Genomic DNA, 20,966 nt, shown 5'->3' on the forward strand with positions numbered 1-20,966 from the left:
GCATCCACTCCACCGGGGTGGATGCGCCATTGTTTTGATGAGGACAGGCATGCCGGAATCGAGTGAGGCGATCGTTCGCCTTGAGCACATCACCAAGCGTTTTCCCAAGATCGTCGCCAATGACGACATCTCGCTTTCCATCCGCAAAGGCGAGATTTTCGCCTTGCTGGGGGAGAACGGGGCGGGAAAATCCACCTTGATGAGCGTGCTGTTCGGGCTGTACGAGCCGGACGAGGGGCAAATCTTCATCCGGGGAAACGAGGAGCGGATCCATTCCCCGGCGGAAGCGTCGGCGCTGAACATCGGCATGGTGCACCAGCACTTCAAGCTGGTCCTCAACCAAAGCGTGACGGAGAACATCATTTTGGGGAAGGAGCCGGTGAAGCGACGCTTCGGCCTGTTCTCCCCGATCGACATGAAGGGTGCCCGGGAGGACGTACGCCGTCTGTCCGAGCGGTACGGCCTTGATGTGGATCCTGATGCCATCATTTCCGATCTTCCCGTCTCCGCCCGGCAACGGGTGGAGATCCTGAAGATGCTGTACCGGGACGCCGAGATTTTGATCTTCGATGAACCGACCGCCGTGCTGACGCCCCAGGAGATTGAATCGCTCCTTGGGGTGATCCGTTCGCTCCGGGAACGGGGGAAAGACGATCATTCTGATCACCCACAAGCTGGATGAGGTCAAGCAGGTCGCCGATCGGTGCGGCATCCTCTGCCGGGGAAAACTGGCCGGGGTGTACGATGTGGCGAACATCACCACCAAGGAAATGGCGTCCCTGATGGTCGGGTACGACTTTGAGACGACGTTGGTCAAGGACAGTCGCCCGATGGGCGCCGAGTCCCTGTCGGTGGAGCATCTGTCCTACGTGGATGATGATGGCGTGAAGCGGGTGGATGATGTCTCCTTCACCGTCCGTGAAGGGGAGATCCTCGCCGTGGCGGGGGTTGCCGGCAACGGCCAGGTGGAAGTGGCCGACATGGTGGCCGGTCTGCTTTCCCCCGACGTCCGGGGCCATCCGGTTCAAGGGGCAGGACATCACGGATCTCGGCATCCGCGATCGGATCGAACGGGGGATCTCCTACATTCCCGAGGACCGGCAGGAGGTGGGGTTGCTGCTTGATTTCGACCTGGGAACCAACCTGTCGTTGAAGCGGTACTACCAGAGTCCGTACTGCACCCATGGCGTCCTCCACCGGGAAGCGTTCGTCAAAACCGGGGATGCGTTGATCTCCCAGTACGACATCCGTTCCAGCCAAGGGTGCGCCACCCGGGTGCGGTCGATGAGCGGCGGCAACCAGCAGAAGGCCATCGTCGCCCGGGAGATCAGCATGGGACAGTTCCCTGATGATCTTCGTCCAGCCGACCCGGGGGCTGGACATCGGCGCCATCAAGACGATCCATGAGCGGATCGTTGCCCAGCGGGACGAAGGAAAGGCCGTCCTGCTTGTTTCGTTGGAGTTGGATGAGATCATGGAACTGGCGGACACCATCGCCGTAATGTATAACGGAAGGATCCAGACGGTGCAGAGCGCTTCCGGGCTGAGCGCCAACCAGGTGGGCGAGTATATGATGGGGGTGCATCATGAAGCGCAGAAGTGATGGCCCCAAGCGGGTGATGGTCGCCCTGCTGGGGACGGGAAAACGGCAGAATATCCAAACGGCGCTGTTCTGCATCGTCCTTTCCCTGCTTGCCGGTTCGGTGTTGCTGCTCCTGTTGGGCAAGAACCCGCTTCTGGCCTACAAGAGCATTCTGCAGGGTGCGGGGTTCTTCCCCAAGGCGCGGTACGCCGGACACCGCAGCATGCTGACCGATTTCATGAGCCTGTTGAACTACACCACGCCGATGGTCTTCGCCTCCCTGTCGGTGGCCGTCGCCCTGCGCTGCGGCCTGTTCAACATCTGTGTCTCCGGCATGATGGTTGCCAGTGGGTTCGTCGCTTCGGTGCTCCTGGGCTATTCGTCGTTCAGTCCTGCCGTTGCCCGGCCGCTGGTCGTCCTGGTGGGGCTTCTGGTCGGTGGGGGCATCGGCGCGGTGATCGGCTGGCTGAAGTACCGGTACAACACCAACGAGGTGGTGGTGGCCATCATGTGCAACTACATCATCAGCTACGTGGTCAGTTTCTTCATCCAGACGCGGTACATCGATCCGACGACGCGGCAGTCGCTGAAGATCGGGCAGAACGCCCGCCTGACGCTGTTTGACCAGGTGGTGGGGGACCTGAAGATGGAAATCCCGTTGGTGCTTCCCCTTGCCATCGTCTGCGTGCTGCTCCTGTCGTTCCTGTTCTCCCGGGCCCGGCTGGGCTTTGAGCTGAAGGCGGTGGGGATGAACCGCAAGGCGTCCCGGTACGCCGGTATCGCCGTCGGGAAGACGATGGTGACCAGCATGGTGATCAGCGGGGCGCTGGCCGGACTGGCCGGCGTGTCGTACTACCTGGGGTGCTTCGCCTCCATCCAGCCCAAGGTGCTTCCGTCGCTGGGCTTCGACGCCATCGCCGTGGCGCTTCTGGGCAATTCCAATCCTTGGGGGTGTTTCTTCGCGTCCCTGTTGGTGATGACCATCTCCAACGGAACGACGTACATGGCCTCAACCCTTGGGGTGCTCCGGGAGATCGCGTCGTTGATCACCGGCATCCTGCTTCTGTTCAGCGCCTGCGGCGCGTACCTGAAAGGCTTGGCTGACCGGTATGCCGAGGAGTTGGAGGAACAGCGGATTCTGGCGGTGAAGGAAGGAGGGCAACAATGAACAGCATCATCATCGATGGCATGGCGTTCTCGCTGCCGCTGTTCATCATCGCCATCGGCGGCATCTACAGCGAAGGGTCGGGCATCACCAACCTGGCGCTGGAAGGCTTTCTTGGCTTTGGCGCGTTCTGCGGGGGGCTTGCCGTCGCGCTCTTCGGCGGCTCGATGCCCCAGGGGACTTCGATGTACCTTGCCTTCGCCATGGCGGCGCTGGGCGGAATGGTGTTCGCCATGCTGCACGCCCTCCTGTGCATCCACTTCAAGGCTGACCAGGTGATCAGCGGGGTGGTGATGAACGTGCTTTCCGCCGCCCTTACGGCGTTTTTGGCCAACCAGATCAACGCGTCAGTGTTTGGCAAGGCGTCCAACAAGTTCATGCTGGAAGTCTCCCCGCGGTTCACCGTCCCCGGCCTGTCCCGCATTCCCGTTCTGGGGGGATTCTTCACCTCGGTGTACCCGTTCGAGGTGTTGATCATTCTGGTGGCCCTGGTGATGAGTTACGTGCTGTACCGTACCCCGGTGGGGATGCGCATCCGCTCCTCGGGAGACAACCCCCAGGCGGTGGATGCCGCCGGCGGCAACGTGGCAAGGATCCGCTTCGGCGCGGTGATGACCAGCGGCGCGCTTGCCGGACTGGGGGGCATGTGCTTCGCCTATTCCATCTCCACCAACTTCTCCCCGTCCATCTATGCCGGCTTCGGCTACCTGTCCATCGCCGCCATGATCTTCGGCAACTGGCGGATTCTGCCGACGTTCTTCGCCTGCATCCTGTTCGGCTTCGCCCGAAGCGGCGGCTACTACCTGGTGACCAAGCTGGAACTGCCCAGCAGTTACAGCGATCTGGTGCTGACGCTCCCGTACGTGACGACGTTGGTCCTGTTGATCTTCTTCTCCCGTTCCAACCGGGCGCCCCGCGCGCTGGGTGAAATCTACGACAAGGGAAAGCGCTGATCCGTTGGGTTGACAAAATCGACAACTTTGTTTTATAACAGAGATTGTCAGTTAAGGGGATGCGTGATGACGTATCAGGAAAAGCCTTCCGTATTTGACCGGATCGCCTGTGACGTGGCGACGAAGATTGCCTTGGGCGAGGTTGGGGAAGGGGTTCGGTTCTCCGGAAGATCCCTGATGGGGAGCCAGTACAATGTCTCTTCGGAGACGATCCGCAGGGCGATGAAGATTCTCTCCGATGAGGGGATCATCGCCGTCAGGGGCGGCAGTGGCGCTGTCGTCGTCTCCCGTGAGAAAGCCGTCTCGTTCGTGGGACGGTGCCGGCAGGGTACGGATCTCATCGCGTTGAAATCCCAACTGGAAAAGCTCGTGTCCCAACGAGACGAGCTGAATGTGAAGATCAACAAGGTGACGGCCGAGATCATTGACCTGGAGGAACGGTTCCAGTCCAGTGACCGGTTCCGTCCGGTTGAGTTCACCGTGAAGGCGGCCAGTCCCGCGGACGGAAGATCCATCGGGGATCTTGCGTTCCGCCAGAAGACCGGGGCGACCGTCATTGCCGTCCGGCATGGGGAAGACGTTACGCTCTCCCCGGGGCCGGACTGCGTCCTGAACGCGGGAGACAAGCTCGTAATCGTCTGCAATGTGGAGGATATCGGCAAGATTCTGCCGCTGCTCGGGACCGCCTAGGAGCGGAGTATGCGAAAACGAATCATCTGGTTGGTCATGCTGATCGCACTGGCCGGGAGAGGCTTTGCGTCGGAAGCGATCACATTCGCCGATGTCGGCTGGGATTCCATCAAGCTGAACAATGCGTTGGCCTGGCTTCATCGCCAAAAACGTCTATGGGTATGACTGGACGGAAGTCCCAGGTTCCACCCCGATCATCCACGAGGCGTTGATGACCGGAGACGTCGACGTGGTGATGGAGGAGTGGACGGACAACATCCCCACCTACAACGCCGATCGCGATGCGGGGAAGTTCGTCGAACTGGGGATCAACTTCAACGACAACTACCAAGGGTTCTACATTCCCAGATACGTGGCGGATGCCAACCCCGGACTGAAGACTGTCCGGGATCTGAAGGACTACGCCTTTCTGTTCACCGATCCGGAAGATCCCTCCAAGGGTAGGATTTTCGGGGGAATTCCCGGATGGGCCATCACGGAGATCATGGAAAAGAAGGTCACGGTGTACGGGCTGGACGGGTCGTACAACTACGTGGTGCCGGGCAGCAACGCGGCGCTGGATGCCGCCCTGGTCTCCGCTTACGACCGGAAAGAGCCGGTGGTCAGCTACTACTGGGAGCCGACCTGGCTGCTGGGCTCGTACGATTTCGTGCTGCTGCAGGATGACCCGTACGATGCGGAGCGTTTCCCCGATGGGTTTGGGGCCGCCCCGTCGGTGACGGTGACCATCGCGGTGAGCAACGCGTTCGCCAAGACCCATCCCGACCTGTGCGCGTTCCTGTCCCGGTATCATCTCTCTTCTCCGTTGATCAGCGAGGCGCTGGCCTACATGAAGGATACCGGAGCGGACCATGCGTCGACGGCCAGATGGTTGCTGGGAGAGCATCCCGAACTGCTCTCGTCGTGGCTGGACGGCGATGACCTCGCCAAAGCGAAAGCCGCGTTGGAAGGGGATGCGGTGGCGGAAAAGAAAGGGTGGCTGGACTTCCCGGTGACGCTGCCGCTGAACACGGCAAAGGTGGACCAATCGGTGCGTGCCTCGGCTTCCCAGTCCTCCGCAGGAGGCGGACAGAAGTTCCTCTCCGGTTTGGTCGGCTTCTTCTCCTGGATCCTCTCCCATCTTCCCTGGTTTGTCATCATTCTTGGTGTGGGCGTGCTGGGATGGCGAAGCCAGAAGAGCGTCGTCAAAGGGGTGGTGTACGCGCTCCTTGTCTCGGTGATCGGGCTGTTGGGGTTGTGGAGTGAGATGCTCACCACATTGTCCATCGTCCTTGCCAGCGTCCTGTTGGCGTTGGTGCTGGGGCTTCCCATCGGAGTGCTGGTCTCCTTTTCCAAACGGGCCGAGCGGATCGTCCGGCCGATTCTGGACGCCATGCAGACGATGCCGGCCTTCGTCTATTTGATCCCGGCGTTGCTGTTCTTCGGTATGGGCGGCCCGGCCGCCGTGATCGCCACGGTGATCTACGCCATTGTCCCGGTGATCCGCCTGACCTGCTTCGGCATCCAGAGCGTCGATCCCGAGGTGGTGGAGGCGGCGGTCGCCTTCGGTTCCACCCGATGGCAGACGCTGTGGAAGGTGCAGATCCCTCAGGCGCTTCCCACCATCATGACCGGCGTCAACCAGACGTTGATGATGGCCATGGCGATGGTGGTCACCTGCTCGATGATCGGGGCGCGGGGTCTGGGCATGGAAGTGCTCAACGCGGTGAACCGCATTGAGATCGGACGAGGCCTGGTGGCCGGTTCCTGCGTGGTCATCATGGCCATCGTGATGGACCGCATCACCCAGGGCAGGAAAGGAGAAGGCAAATGAGCTCCATCATTGAGATCAAGAACATCACCAAACTGTACGGTGGGGAAAAGGAAAAGGCAGCCCGTTTGCTTGCCCAAGGCGCGGACAAGGAGACGGTGCGCAAGAAGACCGGCGTGACGGCGGCCTTGTGGGACGTCAACCTGTCCATCCCCCAGGGGAAGGTGTTCGTCATCATCGGGCTGTCCGGCTCGGGCAAATCGACGCTGGTGCGGATGATCAACCGGTTGATCGAACCGACCAGCGGAACCATCCTGTTCCAGGGAACGATATCGGGGAACTGGATGGCAGGGGACTGAGGGAACTCAGGCGGAGCAAGGTCTCCATGGTGTTCCAGTCGTTCGGCCTGATGGACAACCGGGATGTGCTGGGCAATGTCGCCTACGGTTTGGAAGTGAACGGGGTGGACAAGGCGGAACGGGAGAAGCGGGCGATGAAGATCCTCTCCATGGTCGGGTTGGAAGGGTGGGAACACCAGAAGTGCGCCTCCCTCTCCGGAGGAATGCGGCAACGGGTCGGCATCGCCCGGGCCCTTGCCACCGACTGTCCGGTGCTGTTGATGGACGAGCCGTTCTCCGCGCTGGATCCTCTGGTGCGCCAGGACATGCAGTTCGAGCTCCTGCGCATCCAGCACAAGCTGAAGAAGACGGTGGTGTTCATCACCCACGACATGGACGAGGCGTTCAAGCTGGGCGACCGGATCGCCATCATGAAGGATGGCCGGGTCATCCAGGTTGCCACGCCGGAAGAGATGAGCCTGCATCCCGCCGACGACTACGTGAAGGCGTTCATCAGCAACGCCGACAAGACCAAGGTGCTGGCCGTCAGTTCCATCATGATCACGCCAAGCGTGCTGGTGCGCTCTTCGGACAGCATCCGCCATTCCATCCGGGTGATGACCCAGCATGGGCTCTCCTCCGCCTACGTGGTGGACGAGGATCTCAAGCTGCAGGGGATCATCGGCATCACCGAAGCGGTGCAGGGATATCGGGAAGGAAAAGAGGTGACGGACGTGGTCCGCACCGACGTGCCGACGGTCCGCAGTGCCGATCTTGTCTCCGCCATCATGCCGCTTGCCGCGGAAAGCCCGTTTCCGTTGGCCGTGCTGGATGACGAAGGGGTGCTGGCTGGCATCGTCACCAAGGCGAGCGTGTTGTCCGCATTGATGTAACCCGTTTGATTGCGTATCATGGGATGCATGAAAACGATTGTCTGTTTTGGTGACAGCAACACGTATGGTTCCAATCCCCACGGAGGAAGATGGGGGCACGATGTCCGTTGGCCGCGGGTTCTGCAGAGCTTGCTTGGCCCTTCGTACTACGTGGTGGAGGAGGGACTCGGAGGCCGTGAGACGGTCTTCGATGATCCGTTGGAGGGGGAGCGCAACGGGTTCGTCGCGCTGCCCTTTGTGCTGAAGACCCACAAGCCGTTCGATCTCCTTGTCATCTCACTGGGAACCAACGACACCAAGTCGATCTTCCACGCTTCATCGAAGGTGATCACCAAGGGGTTGGAACGGCTGGTGGTATACGCCCAGCGGTTTGACTATGGCCCGGGAAACCCGGTACCCAGGATCCTGTTGGTTTCTCCGATTCACGTCGGGACGGACCTTTCCCGTTGTCCGTTCCCCTCGTTTGACCAGGATTCCATCACGAAGAGCAGGCAGCTTGCTCCGCTGATCAAGGAACTGGCCGACCGCACCGGTTGCGCGTTCCTGGACGCGGCGCTGGTGGCGTCCCCCAGCCAGACGGACCAGATCCACATGGACAAGGAATCCCACCTTGCCCTTGCCCATGCCATCGCGGACAAAATACAGGAGATGGAAAGATGAAGCGGCATGCCCCCGGACGGTTCGATCCAGAGGCGCAGCGCGCCGTGATTATCCAGAGCGTCTGTACCGGGGAGCAGAGCCTGTGCTTCATCGACAAAAAGGATGGGACGGAACATCAGGTGGGCTGCATCCGCAGTCCTGAGGACCTGGAGGCCTATCTGAAGGAATATCATCTGCGCCTGTCGCAGATCGAGCGGGAGGTGTAGCATGCTGAATCGGGAAATTGAGGAAGAGATTAGGACGTTCGTCCATGAGCGGAACTGGGAACAGTTCCATACGCCGAAGGATCTGGCCATTTCCATCTCGCTGGAGGCCAACGAGCTGCTGGAGAAGTTCCAGTGGTCCGGCAAAGAGACGGATGTGCCGGCCAAGCGGGACGGGATGAAGGAAGAGCTGGCCGACGTGTTCATCTACTGCTTCATGATGGCTGATGCCATCGGGGTGGACCCCCGGTCCATCATCCAGGAGAAACTGGAACAGAACCGGAAGAAGTACCCCGTCTCGCTCTCCTACGGAAACTCCCTGAAATACACCGAGCTGAAAGGCTGACTACAGGTTTGCCCCGCTTCCTGAGCTCTGGGAGAACAGCCCATGGGTGTCGATCGTCCAGGCGTCGGTGACCGTCGGGGTGATGGTCATGTCGGTGGAGGTGAAGATCGATTTCTCCCGCTTGGTCTCCCCGTTGCTTGAAACCGCGCCATCCCAGAAGAAGTTGGTCGCGTCCTTTCCGTCGTATTCAGTGATGGTGTCCGCCTGTCCTCCGGCAAACGAAAGGACACCGGTGACGGAGAAGGAACGCGCTCCGCTTCCTTTCCCGTACAGCGCGATATTGCTTGCCGCATTCCCATAACTGGTCACCTCCTTGAGGCGCACCGCCGGATTGCTGTTGCTGGTGATGCCGCTCGCCCCGTTGGCGTAGGCGATGCTGTCCGAAAGGAGGTGTGGTACGGCGATGCCGTCCCCTCCCAGCTTGAAACCGTTGCCGTCTCCGTTCCCTGATCCATCGGACAGGCTCCCGTTGCCGTAGGCGACGCACCGCTGGATGGTCACCGCGCCGATCGGGCCGGTCTCGATTTTGGCGTACAGATCCCAGCCGTCATCGATGTTGTGGTAGGCGATGCAGTCGGAGAACAGGTTCCCGTCCCCGACGGTCAGTTTGGCGGCGAAGCCGTCGGCATTGTTCTGGGCGCTGTCGCAGTTGTCGTGGCTGATGCAACCGACCACCCGGTTGCGGGCAGGCCATTTCTCGTACGGTTCGGTGCTGGAGCCGGAGATCTGGATGCCGGTGTCCCCGCATCGGTAGGCGTAGACGCCTTGGACCAGGTTGTCGTTGCCGGCGATCTGCAGTCCCTTGACGTTGTCCGGCGTGTTGGTGATGTCGATGTTTTGGATCACCCAGTAGGAGCCCCACAGTTGCATGCCACCGCCCGCCATGGAGAAATCCAGAACGCTCCGGCTTTCCGCCTTGAGGGTTTTGGGTTTTCCCGGTTTTCCGTCATTGCCACGTTGGATGAGAAGCGGTCTGGTAAGATGATACTCCGGGTCGGTCAGCACGATCGTCTGGCTGGGGGCGCAGAACGCCACGGCGCTGGAGATATCCAGCGGGTCGCTTCGGCTTCCATCTCCGAACGGAGAGCCGTTGTTGGACGCGTACAGTGTGGTTCCGGGATAGGAGAGGTAGATGACGGACAGGGAGGTGGATACGGCCTGTGAGCTTGCCACATACCGTTTGGCTTCCTTGTCGTAGCTTGCCATGGTGGAGCCGGGGTACGGCGCCCATCCCTCCTTGGGCTGGAATGTGATCTCATAATCGTTGATGCCTTTCTCCAGCGTCAGGATTTTGGTGAAGGTGGTGTCCGCCGTTACGCGTTCCTTGTCCAGCAGCACCGGGCCGTTGTGCCGTTTGACGGTCAGATATCCGTCACAGTTTGCCACATAGGCGAACGGGTAGGCCGCGTCGCTGTACGTGGTGGGGCTGTCCACCTTGGTGGTGATGGGGATCAAATCCAGTGGTTTGGGGATTCCCGGAGGATCATCCGCTTTGTTCGTCGTGGTGAACTGGACGTCGTTGACGGTGACGTTGCACCCCCGGGCGACGACGAAGCCGACGTACAGATGGTCGGGATCCAGCACGGACAGGGCGTCCGGTTCGTACAGGATGTACTCCTCGATGGTGTCTTCGCTGGCGATGGTCCGCTTGAAGATGGCGTGGTAGCCGGTGTTGTCCTTCTTCAGGGTCAGGCGGTACACGTCTCCGGTCCGTACCAGATCGCTCTGGTCGTAGCTGAACGCGTGGCTTTCCGAGGTGCCGTATTGGGCGATGGCCTGGTCTCCTCCGTTGATGATCTCATCGGTAAGACCGGTGACGAACCGGGCTCCCAGCGTATCCTTGCTGGTCTTCTTCACGCCTCCGATCGTCTCCTCGAACTTCGTCGCGATGATGGCGGCGCTGTTGGTGTAGTGGTTGACCGACGAGACGCCTTGTTCCCCCAGCCGGTCCATGGCCATCAGGCCGAATCCTTCCTGTCCGTCGGCCACCGGATTGATGTAGTCGATGTGGAACGTCGCCGTCAGGGTGAAGTTCTCCGTCTTCGGATCCAGCGTAGTGTACAGGAACGATACGCCATCGTGGAATGCGGTGAATTTTCCCCCTTTCTCGATGATGGCCCCGTCCTTGCTGAAGGTGCAGCTGGCAAGCTGGAACGACAGGTCATCCCCATCCAGAAGGGTGAAGGTGTTCAGTGTCGGTTTGGTGCTCTGTCCGAATTCAGTGAACGTCCAGATCCGCTCCGCTTCTTTCCTCGCCGTTTTGGTGATCGTCTGGCTTTCCGCCTGCCCATTCCCCCGGGTCGCCCGTACCGTGATGGCGTATTTCGTCCCGACGGAAAGACCTTTCAGCGTGACGGAGGTGTCCGTGGTGCGGCTCACCGTGGCGAACATCCCACCGCGCACCGCCGTGACGGTGTATCCGTCCGCTTCCTTGACCGGATCCCATTGGACGAGCAGCGTCCCGCCTCCCAGGTTCCGTACCGTGACGGTGGGAGCCTGGAGCACCAGGGTGAAGGGGAACGAGACGGACGGGGAGTACTGGCTCTCCTCTCCTTTGACCGCCTTGACCCGGGTGAAGTACGTTCCGCTGGCATCCAACGTGAAGTATGCTTTTTTGGCGTCTTTCCTGCTTCGGCCCACCTTCTGGGTGGAGAGGAGATTCCCTTGGGCGTCGTACAGTTCCACTTCCGCCTTGTCCGCCGTTTCCGCTGAGGTGGACAGCGTGAAGGATACCTTCACGTCATTTCCGTCGGTATCAATGCCGGTGATCGTCGGCATCCAGTCGGAAGCCCAGAGGGACGTGACGCAAAGAAGGGTGAGCAGCAGCAGGGAAAGGCGTCGCATAGGCTACTCCACGACCACGGCGTACAGGTTGATGCCGCTTCCTTTGGAGAAAAGGAGGTACGAGCCATCCTGCAGAATGGTGAAGGTTCCGATCCCGGCATGGGCGCCGTCATCCGCCGGTGCGGTGATCGTCCCCACTTCCGTTCCGTCGGCGGTGGTGACCGCCAGGATCCGGGCGTCCGTCTTGGACGAGCTGTTCAGGTAGACGGTCAGCGTCTCTCCTGCTTTGGCGGGAACGGAGACGCACCGATAGGTGGGTTTCCCCGAGCCGTTCAGTTTGATCCGCAGGTTGAACACCTCTCCGTCGGCGGCTTCCCGCACCTGGTCGATCCGTTCGATGGTGACTCCTTTGTCCGCCGTGGCGATGATGGTCACGTCGTCGAACGTCTTTGAGGATGGCAGACTTGCGGGATCCAGATCATTTGCCGAAAGATACGCTTCGCTGAACGCGGGACTGACGCACAGAACCGCGAGCAGCAGGCAGAGCACAACATGTTTCATATCCAAACTCCTTTTTTTCAGTATAGATGCGCTTTTTTCGAAAAGAAGATGGATGTTTCTGGATATTTCCGACCACGCTAGGCATCTTCGCGCCTCTGTGGTAGGCTCTGGGTGTGTACCACGGCATTTTCTTCTGCGACATTGACGGCACGTTGATCCCCCATGGGCAGGCGTACGCTTCTCCTTCGCTGGTCTCCCTGATGCGTGAGGCGCCCCGGTCGGGGTGGCTGTTCTGCATCGACAGCGGCCGGATGTACCCGTCGGTGCGTCGGGCGTTCCCTGATATGGAAGACCACATGGTCGTCACCTGCAGTACCGGAGGACGGATGTTCTGGCAGGGGAAGGAGATCGGGGATGCGAAGACGATCGACCGTGAGACGGTGGAAAAGATCGCCAAGGACACGCTGGATGAAGGGTATGCCCTGCTGGTCGCCGCCGATGAGACGTTGTACATCCTGGGCAGGGAAGGCGCGTCTCTGGACGCGTTGCTTGCCAGACAGCACGCCACCGTCCGCCTGATCCATCATCTGGATGTGGTGGAAGGGAACATCCACCAACTGACCGTGGTGTATCCGCTCTCTGATCCCCAGGCCGTCCCCTTTTTCCAACAGCGGTGGGGTGGCGTGCTGAACGTCGCGACCAGCGGTTCCGGGTTGATCGACCTTGCGCCGGCAAACAAAGGGGATGGCGTACGGCGCGTCCTGGACTATTTCGGGGTTCCGGTGCAGCACTCCTGGGCGTTCGGTGATGATGAGAACGATGTGCCGATGTTCCAGGCGGTGGCATATCCCTTCGTGATGGAAAACGCGTCGGAATCGTTGAAACGGCGGTTTCCTTTGCACTGCCGGAGCGTCGAGGAGACGGTACGGGACATCATGGGATCGCCGGCACCAGGGGTGAAGGGATAACAATCCCATTGGTTTTCTCTGAGAGAGCGTTTTGTTTTGTTCCGGAAAAACGTATACGGGTTTCAGCTATGGAAGAGGTTGGGGAACGTTGGGTAAGATCGCATCAGGACGAATTGTTCAAGACGCATCATGATGAGATTGATGCGTACAATCTGCTCACGCTCAAACGGATTGTGTTGATCTTCGCGTTCCTGATGTTCATCCTCTTCCTGGTGGTGGTGTTTGATGATGAAAAAGCAGGTGTTGGTGCCGGTGTATTCGATCTGCTTTGGATGCGCGCTGATGATGGAAGGTCTGGCATATACAGCCTTTGGGAAGTGGCATCCGCGGATTCTCCTGTACATCTGGTTTTCCATCCTGATGCTGTTCAGCATCTACCTGAGCGTCATCTACCACCCGTATCAACGGGCCACCATCATGCTTGGACTGTTCTGCATCTTCCCGCTGTGCATTGTGGACAAGCCGCTGCGCGTCAACCTGTTTCTGGGAATATTCTTTGTGCTCCACGCCATTCTGAGTTTCAGAATGAAAGCATCTTCCATCGCCTCAGATGACCTGGTCAACAGTTTGTGCTTTTATCTTACCGGGGGGATTCTTGGCAGGACTGCCATCCTGACCAGGTTGATGGCCTATGAAGGGAAGCGCCGGTTATCCGTGGAAAAGGATACCGACATCCTGACCGGGCTGTTCAACCGGAGAAAGCTCTGTGAGGTATTGGCGTCGTTCGCCGACCGCCGCGTCCCGCATCCCTCCGGCGTGATGATGCTGGATATCGATGACTTCAAGAAGTACAACGACCGGTACGGCCATGTCCGTGGGGATGCCTGCCTGCAGAAGACCGGGGAGCTGTTGAACCGTATGGGAGGGGAGCGGAACATGGTCTCCTACCGGTACGGTGGCGAGGAGTTTGTCGTTTTGGTGTACGGAAGCGGTGGACAGAAGTTGTACGGGTTGGCGGAACGGATCCGCACGGCGATCTCCCAAGTGGATATCCAGGGGGTGCATGTCACCGCCAGCATCGGCGTGGTTGCCACCTTCGCTTCCGACCGTCCCGATTTCTCCGCCGTGGTGGACGAGGCGGACAAGGCGATGTACCAGGCAAAACGCCAAGGCAAGAACCAGGTCTGTTTCGGCTGTCCGATGTCATCCAAACCCAAAAGACAGTATACGAAATGTGAGGATTCGGAAGGAAATCCTCATCAGAAAGCGTAAGAAATCGTTCAGATGGTTCTTCCGAATCTTGCGTTTTTTTGCCCTTTTTTGTGGTTTGATGGGTGGAAATATTCGCTTTTCCCAAGGTAATGCCTATACTTTCTTCAATATATGGAAAACGTGCAGGAACATTGGGTGAAAACGCATCGTGATGAACTTTTCACCGTCAATCAAGAAGAGATCCGAAAATACAACCTCCGTATGTTCAAGCGGCTCGTCCTGCTCTGCGGAGGCCTGATGGCCCTGATGTTCATCGTGGTGCCGTTCAGCGCGGCGAAGCATTCCTTGCTCAACATGTACCTTTCCTGTTTTGTCGCGGCAGTGGTGCTGGGTATCCTCGCCTACACACCCTTCGGATCCAGACATCCCCGTATCCTGTTGTACGTGGGGTTTGCTGTCTTGCTGTTGTTTGCCATCTACCTGAGCGTTGTCCACGCCCCCACCCAACGGGCCACCATCCTCTTGGGGTTGTTCTGCGTCTTTCCGCTGTGCATCGTCGACAAGCCACTGAGGACGGATCTGTTCCTTGGCGCGTTCCTCGTCCTGCACACCATCCTGGGATTCCTGCTGAAACCCAAAGTCATCGCGTTCGATGATGTGGTCAACTGTTTCTGCTTTTATCTTGCCGGCATGGTCATCGGGCGTTCCGTCATCCTGACCCGGTTGGGGTCGCTTGAGGCCCAGCGGCGTCTGGCCATCGAAAAGGATACCGACATCCTGACCGGGTTGTTCAACCGAAGAAAGCTCTGTGAGGTATTGGCGTCGTTCGCCGACCGCCGCGTCCCGCATCCCTCCGGCGTGATGATGCTGGATATCGATGACTTCAAGAAGTACAACGACCGGTACGGCCATGTCCGTGGGGATGCCTGCCTGCAGAAGACCGGGGAGCTGTTGAACCGTATGGGAGGGGAGCGGAACATGGTCTCCTACCGGTACGGTGGCGAGGAATTCGTCGTTTTGGTGTACGGAAGCGGTGGGGACGTGTTGTTTGATGATGCCCAAGCGATCAAAGAGGCCATCAGTCAGGAGAATTTCCAAGGGATTCATGTCACCGCCAGCATCGGTGTGGTTGCCACCTTCGCGTCCGACCGTCCCGATTTCTCCACCGTGGTGGACGAGGCGGACAAGGCGATGTACCAGGCCAAGCGCCAAGGCAAGAACCAGGTCTGTTTTGGCTGTCCGATCCCAGATATAGTATCCGGAATCTGATGTTCAGAGCGGAGTGAACCGCAGAGAGAGCCGGTAGACACCGGGGCGCACCAGATACGGCTCACGGGTGTCCGGCCCGCAAGTCGCCGTCCCGACGCCCCGTACCGCCGCGTCCAGATGAAGTTGCCGTCCTTCCCATGGATGAAGCTGGTCGTAATGGGTCGTCTTCCAGAGTTCGTCATCGGAGAATGGGCTGAGGTTGAATGAGAACGGGGAGGTCTGGGCGGCTATCCGGATCCCGTTTCCTTGGGTGGTGTACAGCTCCAGATGGCGGATATCACTGCGTTCCCCTTGTTCCTGTGGCAGGATATATCCGGTCTCCAGCAGGTCGGCGTTCATCGGTCCGTACTGCCCGATACGGGCGCCACGCTTGCGGTCCGGATAGGTTTCTTCCGGTCCCAAGCCGAACCAGGAGACCTGGTCCCATTCCGGTTCTATCTGGCAGATGACACCGACACGGGGCAGGTCCTCTACGACGGGCAGTACTTCGAAGGTGATGTCCACCGTGGCCTGGTGGCCATCGAACGTCCACCGTTGTTCCAGCCGTTCCACCAGCGAGCCATCGTTGGCGTACACGTTGTGAAGCGTGTAGGTTGTCCCGTCTCCCTGTTGTTTCTCCAGCAATTGGAGATGGAGGTTTTCCAACCCATGGTCAAACCAAGCGCCGAAGGCGCGGGAGGCGTGGTAGCGTTCCGCCCGCTCTGGATCATCGTGGAGAAGCACCCGGTACTTGTTCTTCAGTCCGTCGTTCTGGGTGGGGCAACGGAACAGGCTGGGGAAAAGAGGGAGGGAAAGCAGTTCGGCACCGGAAACCTTCAATGAGGCAAGCAGACCGTCTTCGGTGAAGGTGAGGTCCAGGTTTTTCTTCGGCGCAGGGAAGGCGCGATGGGGCATCGTGTTCAACGGAAATTGTTCCCATGCGGCGAGACTTCCCGCCGCATCCCAGGGCTGGTCGGTCCGGTAGGATATCTCAAAGGTGATCCACGCTTCGGTATGGCCCAAACGGTTTTGGATATCTGGCTCCGTCAACGCGGGGATGGATACCTCGGCGCGTTGTCCAGGGGCCAATACCGGTACGTCCAGCGTCCCGTGGATTGCCTGCCCTTCGTCCGGGTCGGTGACCAGACGCCAGGCAAACCGCAGGTCGGAGGTGTCAGTGAAGTCGCGGAGGTTCTCCACGACGAAGGTCCCGGCTGCGGGATGATGGGCGTGGATGGCGATCGGCTGGAACAACTTCCTGCATTCCTCCAGCACCGGTTTCACGTTGCGGTCAGGATCGACCAGACCGTTCATGCAGAAGTCCAAATCGGAGGGACGATCTCCAAAATCCCCGCCATACCGCCAGGCGGGATGGCGCAAGGTGGGACGGTCGGGTCCCCCTGCCGCAAGCGACCGGGATCGGAAGCCGATGGGCTTTTCCTGAGAGTCCACCAACAGGGCTTGGTCCACCCAGTCCCAGATCCATCCCCCCTGGATGCCCCGGGAGGAGCGGATCACATCCCAGTAGTCGGAAAGGCTGCCGTTGGAGTTGCCCATGGCGTGGCTGTACTCGCACATGATCAAGGGACGAGGATCATCGGTTGTTTCCGTCTCTCGATCCCATTGTTCCAATACTTCCAATGGGGGATACATCGGACTGATGATGTCCGTGGCGTTCCGTCCACCCCGGAATTTGTCGGGAGGAAGCTCCTGCATGCCCGCAGGAAGGTGGGTGGCTCCTTCGTAGTGGAGGGGACGGGTGGGATCGACACGCCGGATCCACGCAGCCAGGGCGTCATGGTTCGGTCCGTATCCGCTCTCGTTGCCCAGTGACCAGATGATCACCGAGGGATGGTTCTTGTCCCGCTCAACCATCCGGCTACCCCGGTCCAGGAAGGCGCCCAGCCAGCGGCTGTCATGGGCAAGGAGGTCGTAGTAGGCGTGGCACTCGATGTTCGCTTCGTCCATCACGTACAAGCCATAGCGGTCGCACAGTTCGTACCATCGTTCGTCGTTGGGGTAGTGGGATGTGCGCACCGCGTTGAAATGGTACTTCTTCATCAACAGGATGTCCTGCACCATCGAGGCGGTGGTCAGCGTTTTGGCCGTGCACCCGTCATGTTCGTGGCGGTTGACCCCTTTGATCAACACCCGTTTCCCGTTGATCAACAAGGCGCGGTTGGCGATCCTCACCGTCCGGATGCCGGTTCGCACGGCGTATGCTTCATTGTTGGCGGTGATGGTCACCGTGTACAACGCAGGATCCTCATGGTTCCACAGATGGGGGTGTCGGACAACAACCTCCACCTGGCCTTTCCACCCCCCTTCCGTCCGGTATGCTCCGCCGATACGGATGCTCCTGTGAAAACAGAGCTTGCCGTTTGGATCGTACAGATGGATATGGACGGTATGGAGGGCGATGGAAGGAACGGATGCCTTCGGACCGTCAAGATCAAAGGCCACGGCGACCTGGACGATGGCACGTTGGTGGTCGTCGGCAACCTGGGTGGTGACGGTCAGGTCGGAGAGGTGGAGGGCCGGCCTGCTGTACAGAAAGAGGCTTCGGTGCAGGCCCCCATACCACCATTGGTCCTGGTCTTCCACGAACGACGCGTCGCTGTAGCGGACCACCACCAGCACCAGGAGATTCTCGCCTTCGGCAAGCAGATCCGTCACATCGAATTCCGCCGGGAGCCTGGTGTCCTTGGAAAAACCGGCATGGGTCCCATTGACGTACACATCCAAGAAGCTTTCCGCGCTCCCCACGTGGAGAATCGTCCTCCGGCCGTTCCACGTGGAAGGGACTGAGAACGTACGGCGGTACACCCCGGTGGGGTTGTGACGCGGCGTGTACGGAGGCCGCTGGGGAAACGGCATCTGGATGTTGGTGTAGTGGGGATGATCCCATCCCTGGACCGTCCAGGTTCCCGGGACATGGATGGGATGTGCGTCCATCACGCCGTTCGTCACCGAAACAGGGACGTTTCGTGGACTATCGTACAGGTGGAAATCCCAAATTCCGTCCAGGTTTTGGTACCACGGATGGGAAGAGAGGTCGCGATGCTCGCAGCCATCCCGCGCGTCTTGAAGCGCCTGGGCTTCCGTGGGGAACGGAAGCATCCCACTTGCGATGGGAAGTCGGTTTTGGGAAAGGCGCTGGGGATCTTCCCACGGCGCCGTGTCCGTGTCATACAGCGGAAGCATGGCGGCCCCTCCAGGGAGTGATCGTCCCACGGTGTTTTTCCGTGTGACGGGGGTAGGTCGTATCATACGACGATCCGTCCAGCTTCTGGTAGTCCCGTCCTTCCTCCAGCGTACCGATGTTTTGATCCGTCACACGGAGCGTCAGCGCGTTTGGATCGAACTGGATCGCCTGTTGTTTCACGAAGGTGATGAACGAGACGAACGAACCGAACTCCGCCGCGTCTCCGCAACGGATGACGACTCCGTGGCGCAGGCCTTGGCTGATCACCTCCTTGTCGCGGTTGGCGCCGGAAGTGGTTCTTTGGTAGCCTTGGCTGAACCAGACACCCACGTAACTTTCGTCGCTCTCTAGGAACAGGTAGTTTCCGTCCTCCGCCGACGCGTCGTAATCAGGGAGCGGGGTGTAGGCATGGATGGCGTGGACCAATTCCCCCGGATCGATGTCAAACAGCATCAGCGTCAGGGAACGGTACTGGACGCACTTGGGGATGGTGCCGTTGCCCGCCCAGTAGCTGGGCCGGTTCTCTCCGCTGAACGCACGTTCTCCGGGATGGTTGACGTAGAACTGGCGGTTTTTCCGTCTGCCGAACGAGACGTCCTGGACGTGCTGTTGGTGTCCATGGGTGAACGGTTTGAAATTCTGGGCGCACCCGGTGGCGTAGGAATTGGTCTTGAACAGATAGGTGTCCACCCGTTGCTCTCCTTGTCCGGAGGTGAGTTCCAGATACTCCCCGTCCTCCAGTTGTTCGTTGGTGGTAGGGGGTACGTACGAGGAGAGGGAGAACAACGCCACGGCGCGGTTTCGCGAGGTCACGTAGCCTTCGTCATAGGCGACGTAATGGAGGAAGCAGGGTTCCACCTGGCAACGCGCTTTCAGGGTCTTTTCGTAGCATCGTCCGCAGGAGCCGATCATCACGCCGCCGAAGCTGTTGTCTTTGATCACCGAGAAGGTGTAGTCCAACGCGTCGCAGGCTTTTCGTCGAATCTCCGCGTCCGGCGCTTTCTCGAACAGGGTGAACAGGCCGATCAAATCGACCGGCAGGTAGGTGGCGCTGTTCCATTCGGCGTAGTGGTACGTTTCGAACTGCTTGAACCAGGAGAGGAGACGTTTCCGTCCCAACGCCTCCTGCTCCTTCCCCGTCCTGCCGCTTGCGGTGAACGTTCGGTCGGGGAAGAGGTGTCCGGCCAGATACTGGGCGGCGTGGAACAGGAACGCGTGGTTTTCGGAGAAATACCACATGACGTCGTTGCCCGGTTCGTCGATCCAGTAGCGGAAATCCAAAATCGTCCGGACCGCTTCCTGGTACAGCGCCTCGTCGTACATGCTCCGTTGGTCCTGGATGCTCCACAGAAGCGGGACGATGACGAAATCGGAACAGTCTTCCTTTCGCTGGATCTTGCCCAGGCTGTTGTGGATGAAACGCAGTGCATCCTCGGTCATCTTCCCTTTGCGCTGGAGGATCGCCATGGCACGGGTGATGTGCTCTTCCCCGGAGCCGCAGATGAAATCCAGGGCGAATTCCTTCCGTTTCTTCACGCCAAGCCGGGTGGGGACCTTCATCAGTTTCGCCGGGCTGAGGGAGAGGAACAGCCTGCGCTGCACCGGATGTCCTCCGAGCTGACATCCCAGGTCGACGTGGTAGGCCCCGACGGAAGAGGAGGCGCAGTCGGCCACCACCAGGGAGCCCTGGCCGGGCTGTACGGTGAAGTGGTCGGCGCCTTTCCAAGGACCGCCGTCACCGCTTGCAGCGAAGGTGAGTTCCAACGGTTCCTTCAGGATGGTGCCGTCGAAACGGAGCTCCACCTTTCCTTCTTCATAGACCTCGTGTTCGAAGGAACAGCTTCGCAGGAACCGTTCCTTTTCCAGAATCTCCTGAGGATCCAGTTCGCTCTGCAGCACTCCTTGGATCGGTGTTTCCCCGACGTAGCGGAATTCAAAGTAGAAGAACACGTCCCGTTCGGCCAGGTCATCGGCGTACACTTCGATCTGATGGACTCCCTTGGCAAGGTCCAGTTCGAGACGTGTGGTCCCGGGAATGTTCCGGGTATAGGGGGCGAAGGTGATCGTTGGTTTCCCGTCCACCCATACCTTGATGCCGCCGCAGGTGTAGATGTCGAAGGGATAGCGTCCTTCGTCCACATCAATCCAGGTGATGGCGTTGACGGACAGGATGTGGGGTGTGTGGAGAAAGCCGGAGAAGTCGATCCGGTTGTTCTCGAACGGAAAGGTGATATGCTCGTAGGATCCTTCGTACCGGGTGATGGCGGAGAGATCATGGGTGGCGAGGAACGCCGTGCGGACCGGGTAGACGATCTGCACATACGCCTCTCCCGTGTTCACCGGCGCGTCGAAGGTAGCGTACGGAGCGGAGAACGGCTCTTTTCTGCATGACGTGGTTTTCCAACGCGTGACGCTTTCGTTGGTGGCGATCTGATACCTCAATGCTTGCATGGTACAACAACCTCTCAAAGGTATCATATCGCATGTGGCGCTAAAAACCACGACATATTTGCCGTGTTGCTGACTCT

At 59.5% G+C, this 20,966-nt stretch carries 16 protein-coding genes and 2 pseudogenes; 14 read left to right on the forward strand and 4 right to left on the reverse strand.

Annotated elements, in window-relative coordinates; all coding sequences use genetic code 11:
- Positions 1-49: 49 nt before the first annotated feature.
- From LKE28_07245 to LKE28_07295, 11 genes and pseudogenes are all read left to right on the forward strand, one after another.
- Positions 50-1,603, forward strand: a pseudogene (locus tag LKE28_07245) (ABC transporter ATP-binding protein).
- Entirely contained in the window at positions 1,587-2,750 is a 1,164-nt protein-coding gene (locus LKE28_07250; protein ID MCH3908025.1) for an ABC transporter permease, read from the forward strand. Before LKE28_07245 ends, LKE28_07250 begins: the two are co-directional and overlap by 17 nt.
- Positions 2,747-3,700 carry an ABC transporter permease gene (locus tag LKE28_07255; protein MCH3908026.1) on the forward strand — a complete coding sequence of 318 codons (954 nt, stop codon included), beginning with the start codon at positions 2,747-2,749 and terminating at the stop codon, positions 3,698-3,700. Before LKE28_07250 ends, LKE28_07255 begins: the two co-directional genes overlap by 4 nt.
- Before the next feature lie 66 nt (positions 3,701-3,766).
- On the forward strand, positions 3,767-4,390 hold the full coding sequence (locus tag LKE28_07260; GenBank protein ID MCH3908027.1) for a GntR family transcriptional regulator: 624 nt from the start codon (positions 3,767-3,769) through the stop codon (positions 4,388-4,390).
- A gap of 9 nt (positions 4,391-4,399) precedes the next feature.
- Positions 4,400-4,555, forward strand: coding sequence for a hypothetical protein (locus LKE28_07265; GenBank protein MCH3908028.1), 156 nt, complete (start codon positions 4,400-4,402; stop codon positions 4,553-4,555).
- On the forward strand, positions 4,512-6,203 hold the full coding sequence (locus LKE28_07270) for an ABC transporter permease subunit (GenBank protein ID MCH3908029.1): 1,692 nt from the start codon (positions 4,512-4,514) through the stop codon (positions 6,201-6,203). The genes LKE28_07265 and LKE28_07270 overlap by 44 nt, the downstream gene beginning before the upstream one ends.
- Positions 6,200-7,107 (forward strand): annotated as a pseudogene (locus tag LKE28_07275) (betaine/proline/choline family ABC transporter ATP-binding protein). The gene LKE28_07270 and the pseudogene LKE28_07275 overlap by 4 nt, the downstream one beginning before the upstream one ends.
- A complete protein-coding gene (locus LKE28_07280; protein MCH3908030.1) occupies positions 7,096-7,371 on the forward strand; it encodes a CBS domain-containing protein in 276 nt (91 codons plus the stop codon). Before LKE28_07275 ends, LKE28_07280 begins: the two are co-directional and overlap by 12 nt.
- A gap of 27 nt (positions 7,372-7,398) precedes the next feature.
- Complete coding sequence (locus LKE28_07285) at positions 7,399-8,031, forward strand: SGNH/GDSL hydrolase family protein (GenBank protein MCH3908031.1); 633 nt, start codon at positions 7,399-7,401, stop codon at positions 8,029-8,031.
- Complete coding sequence (locus LKE28_07290) at positions 8,028-8,237, forward strand: hypothetical protein (protein MCH3908032.1); 210 nt, start codon at positions 8,028-8,030, stop codon at positions 8,235-8,237. Before LKE28_07285 ends, LKE28_07290 begins: the two co-directional genes overlap by 4 nt.
- A 1-nt stretch (position 8,238) precedes the next feature.
- Positions 8,239-8,580, forward strand: coding sequence for a nucleotide pyrophosphohydrolase (locus LKE28_07295; protein MCH3908033.1), 342 nt, complete (start codon positions 8,239-8,241; stop codon positions 8,578-8,580).
- Here the strand turns inward: LKE28_07295 and LKE28_07300 are convergent, their stop codons facing one another.
- Positions 8,581-11,424 (reverse strand): fibronectin type III domain-containing protein, encoded by a 2,844-nt coding sequence (locus LKE28_07300; protein MCH3908034.1) that lies wholly within the window; start codon positions 11,422-11,424, stop codon positions 8,581-8,583.
- A gap of 3 nt (positions 11,425-11,427) precedes the next feature.
- Complete coding sequence (locus tag LKE28_07305; protein ID MCH3908035.1) at positions 11,428-11,925, reverse strand: hypothetical protein; 498 nt, start codon at positions 11,923-11,925, stop codon at positions 11,428-11,430.
- Between the two features lie 113 nt (positions 11,926-12,038).
- On the opposite strand from LKE28_07305, the gene LKE28_07310 reads away from it, so the two are divergent.
- The 3 genes from LKE28_07310 (at position 12,039) to LKE28_07320 (ending at position 15,254) form a co-directional block, all read left to right on the forward strand.
- Positions 12,039-12,833: a Cof-type HAD-IIB family hydrolase gene (locus LKE28_07310; GenBank protein ID MCH3908036.1), complete on the forward strand. Its 795-nt coding sequence runs from the start codon at positions 12,039-12,041 to the stop codon at positions 12,831-12,833.
- Positions 12,834-13,058: 225 nt separating this feature from the next.
- The gene (locus tag LKE28_07315) at positions 13,059-14,045 is read left to right on the forward strand and encodes a GGDEF domain-containing protein (protein MCH3908037.1); all 987 of its coding nucleotides are present in this window, start codon (positions 13,059-13,061) and stop codon (positions 14,043-14,045) included.
- Between the two features lie 111 nt (positions 14,046-14,156).
- A complete protein-coding gene (locus LKE28_07320; GenBank protein ID MCH3908038.1) occupies positions 14,157-15,254 on the forward strand; it encodes a diguanylate cyclase in 1,098 nt (365 codons plus the stop codon).
- 3 nt (positions 15,255-15,257) lie between these two features.
- On the opposite strand, the gene LKE28_07325 is transcribed toward LKE28_07320, so the two are convergent.
- Positions 15,258-18,467, reverse strand: coding sequence for a DUF4981 domain-containing protein (locus LKE28_07325; GenBank protein MCH3908039.1), 3,210 nt, complete (start codon positions 18,465-18,467; stop codon positions 15,258-15,260).
- The gene (locus LKE28_07330) at positions 18,421-20,889 is read right to left on the reverse strand and encodes a hypothetical protein (protein ID MCH3908040.1); all 2,469 of its coding nucleotides are present in this window, start codon (positions 20,887-20,889) and stop codon (positions 18,421-18,423) included. The genes LKE28_07325 and LKE28_07330 overlap by 47 nt, the downstream gene beginning before the upstream one ends.
- Positions 20,890-20,966: the final 77 nt, after the last annotated feature.

The organism is Sphaerochaeta sp. (assembly GCA_022482495.1).
In the GTDB taxonomy this organism is placed as follows: domain Bacteria; phylum Spirochaetota; class Spirochaetia; order Sphaerochaetales; family Sphaerochaetaceae; genus RUG023.

Excerpts from the sequence above, each read along its gene's own strand:
- LKE28_07250 (MCH3908025.1), top strand. The coding sequence starts at position 1,587 with ATGAAGCGCAGAAGTGATGGCCCCAAGCGGGTGATGGTCGCCCTGCTG.
- LKE28_07285 (MCH3908031.1), top strand. The coding sequence starts at position 7,399 with ATGAAAACGATTGTCTGTTTTGGTGACAGCAACACGTATGGTTCCAAT.
- LKE28_07255 (MCH3908026.1), top strand. The coding sequence starts at position 2,747 with ATGAACAGCATCATCATCGATGGCATGGCGTTCTCGCTGCCGCTGTTC.
- LKE28_07315 (MCH3908037.1), top strand. The coding sequence starts at position 13,059 with ATGATGAAAAAGCAGGTGTTGGTGCCGGTGTATTCGATCTGCTTTGGA.
- LKE28_07300 (MCH3908034.1), bottom strand. The coding sequence starts at position 11,424 with ATGCGACGCCTTTCCCTGCTGCTGCTCACCCTTCTTTGCGTCACGTCC.
- LKE28_07305 (MCH3908035.1), bottom strand. The coding sequence starts at position 11,925 with ATGAAACATGTTGTGCTCTGCCTGCTGCTCGCGGTTCTGTGCGTCAGT.
- LKE28_07320 (MCH3908038.1), top strand. The coding sequence starts at position 14,157 with ATGGAAAACGTGCAGGAACATTGGGTGAAAACGCATCGTGATGAACTT.
- LKE28_07260 (MCH3908027.1), top strand. The coding sequence starts at position 3,767 with ATGACGTATCAGGAAAAGCCTTCCGTATTTGACCGGATCGCCTGTGAC.
- LKE28_07330 (MCH3908040.1), bottom strand. The coding sequence starts at position 20,889 with ATGCAAGCATTGAGGTATCAGATCGCCACCAACGAAAGCGTCACGCGT.
- LKE28_07280 (MCH3908030.1), top strand. The coding sequence starts at position 7,096 with ATGACCCAGCATGGGCTCTCCTCCGCCTACGTGGTGGACGAGGATCTC.
- LKE28_07290 (MCH3908032.1), top strand. The coding sequence starts at position 8,028 with ATGAAGCGGCATGCCCCCGGACGGTTCGATCCAGAGGCGCAGCGCGCC.
- LKE28_07295 (MCH3908033.1), top strand. The coding sequence starts at position 8,239 with ATGCTGAATCGGGAAATTGAGGAAGAGATTAGGACGTTCGTCCATGAG.
- LKE28_07270 (MCH3908029.1), top strand. The coding sequence starts at position 4,512 with ATGCGTTGGCCTGGCTTCATCGCCAAAAACGTCTATGGGTATGACTGG.
- LKE28_07265 (MCH3908028.1), top strand. The coding sequence starts at position 4,400 with ATGCGAAAACGAATCATCTGGTTGGTCATGCTGATCGCACTGGCCGGG.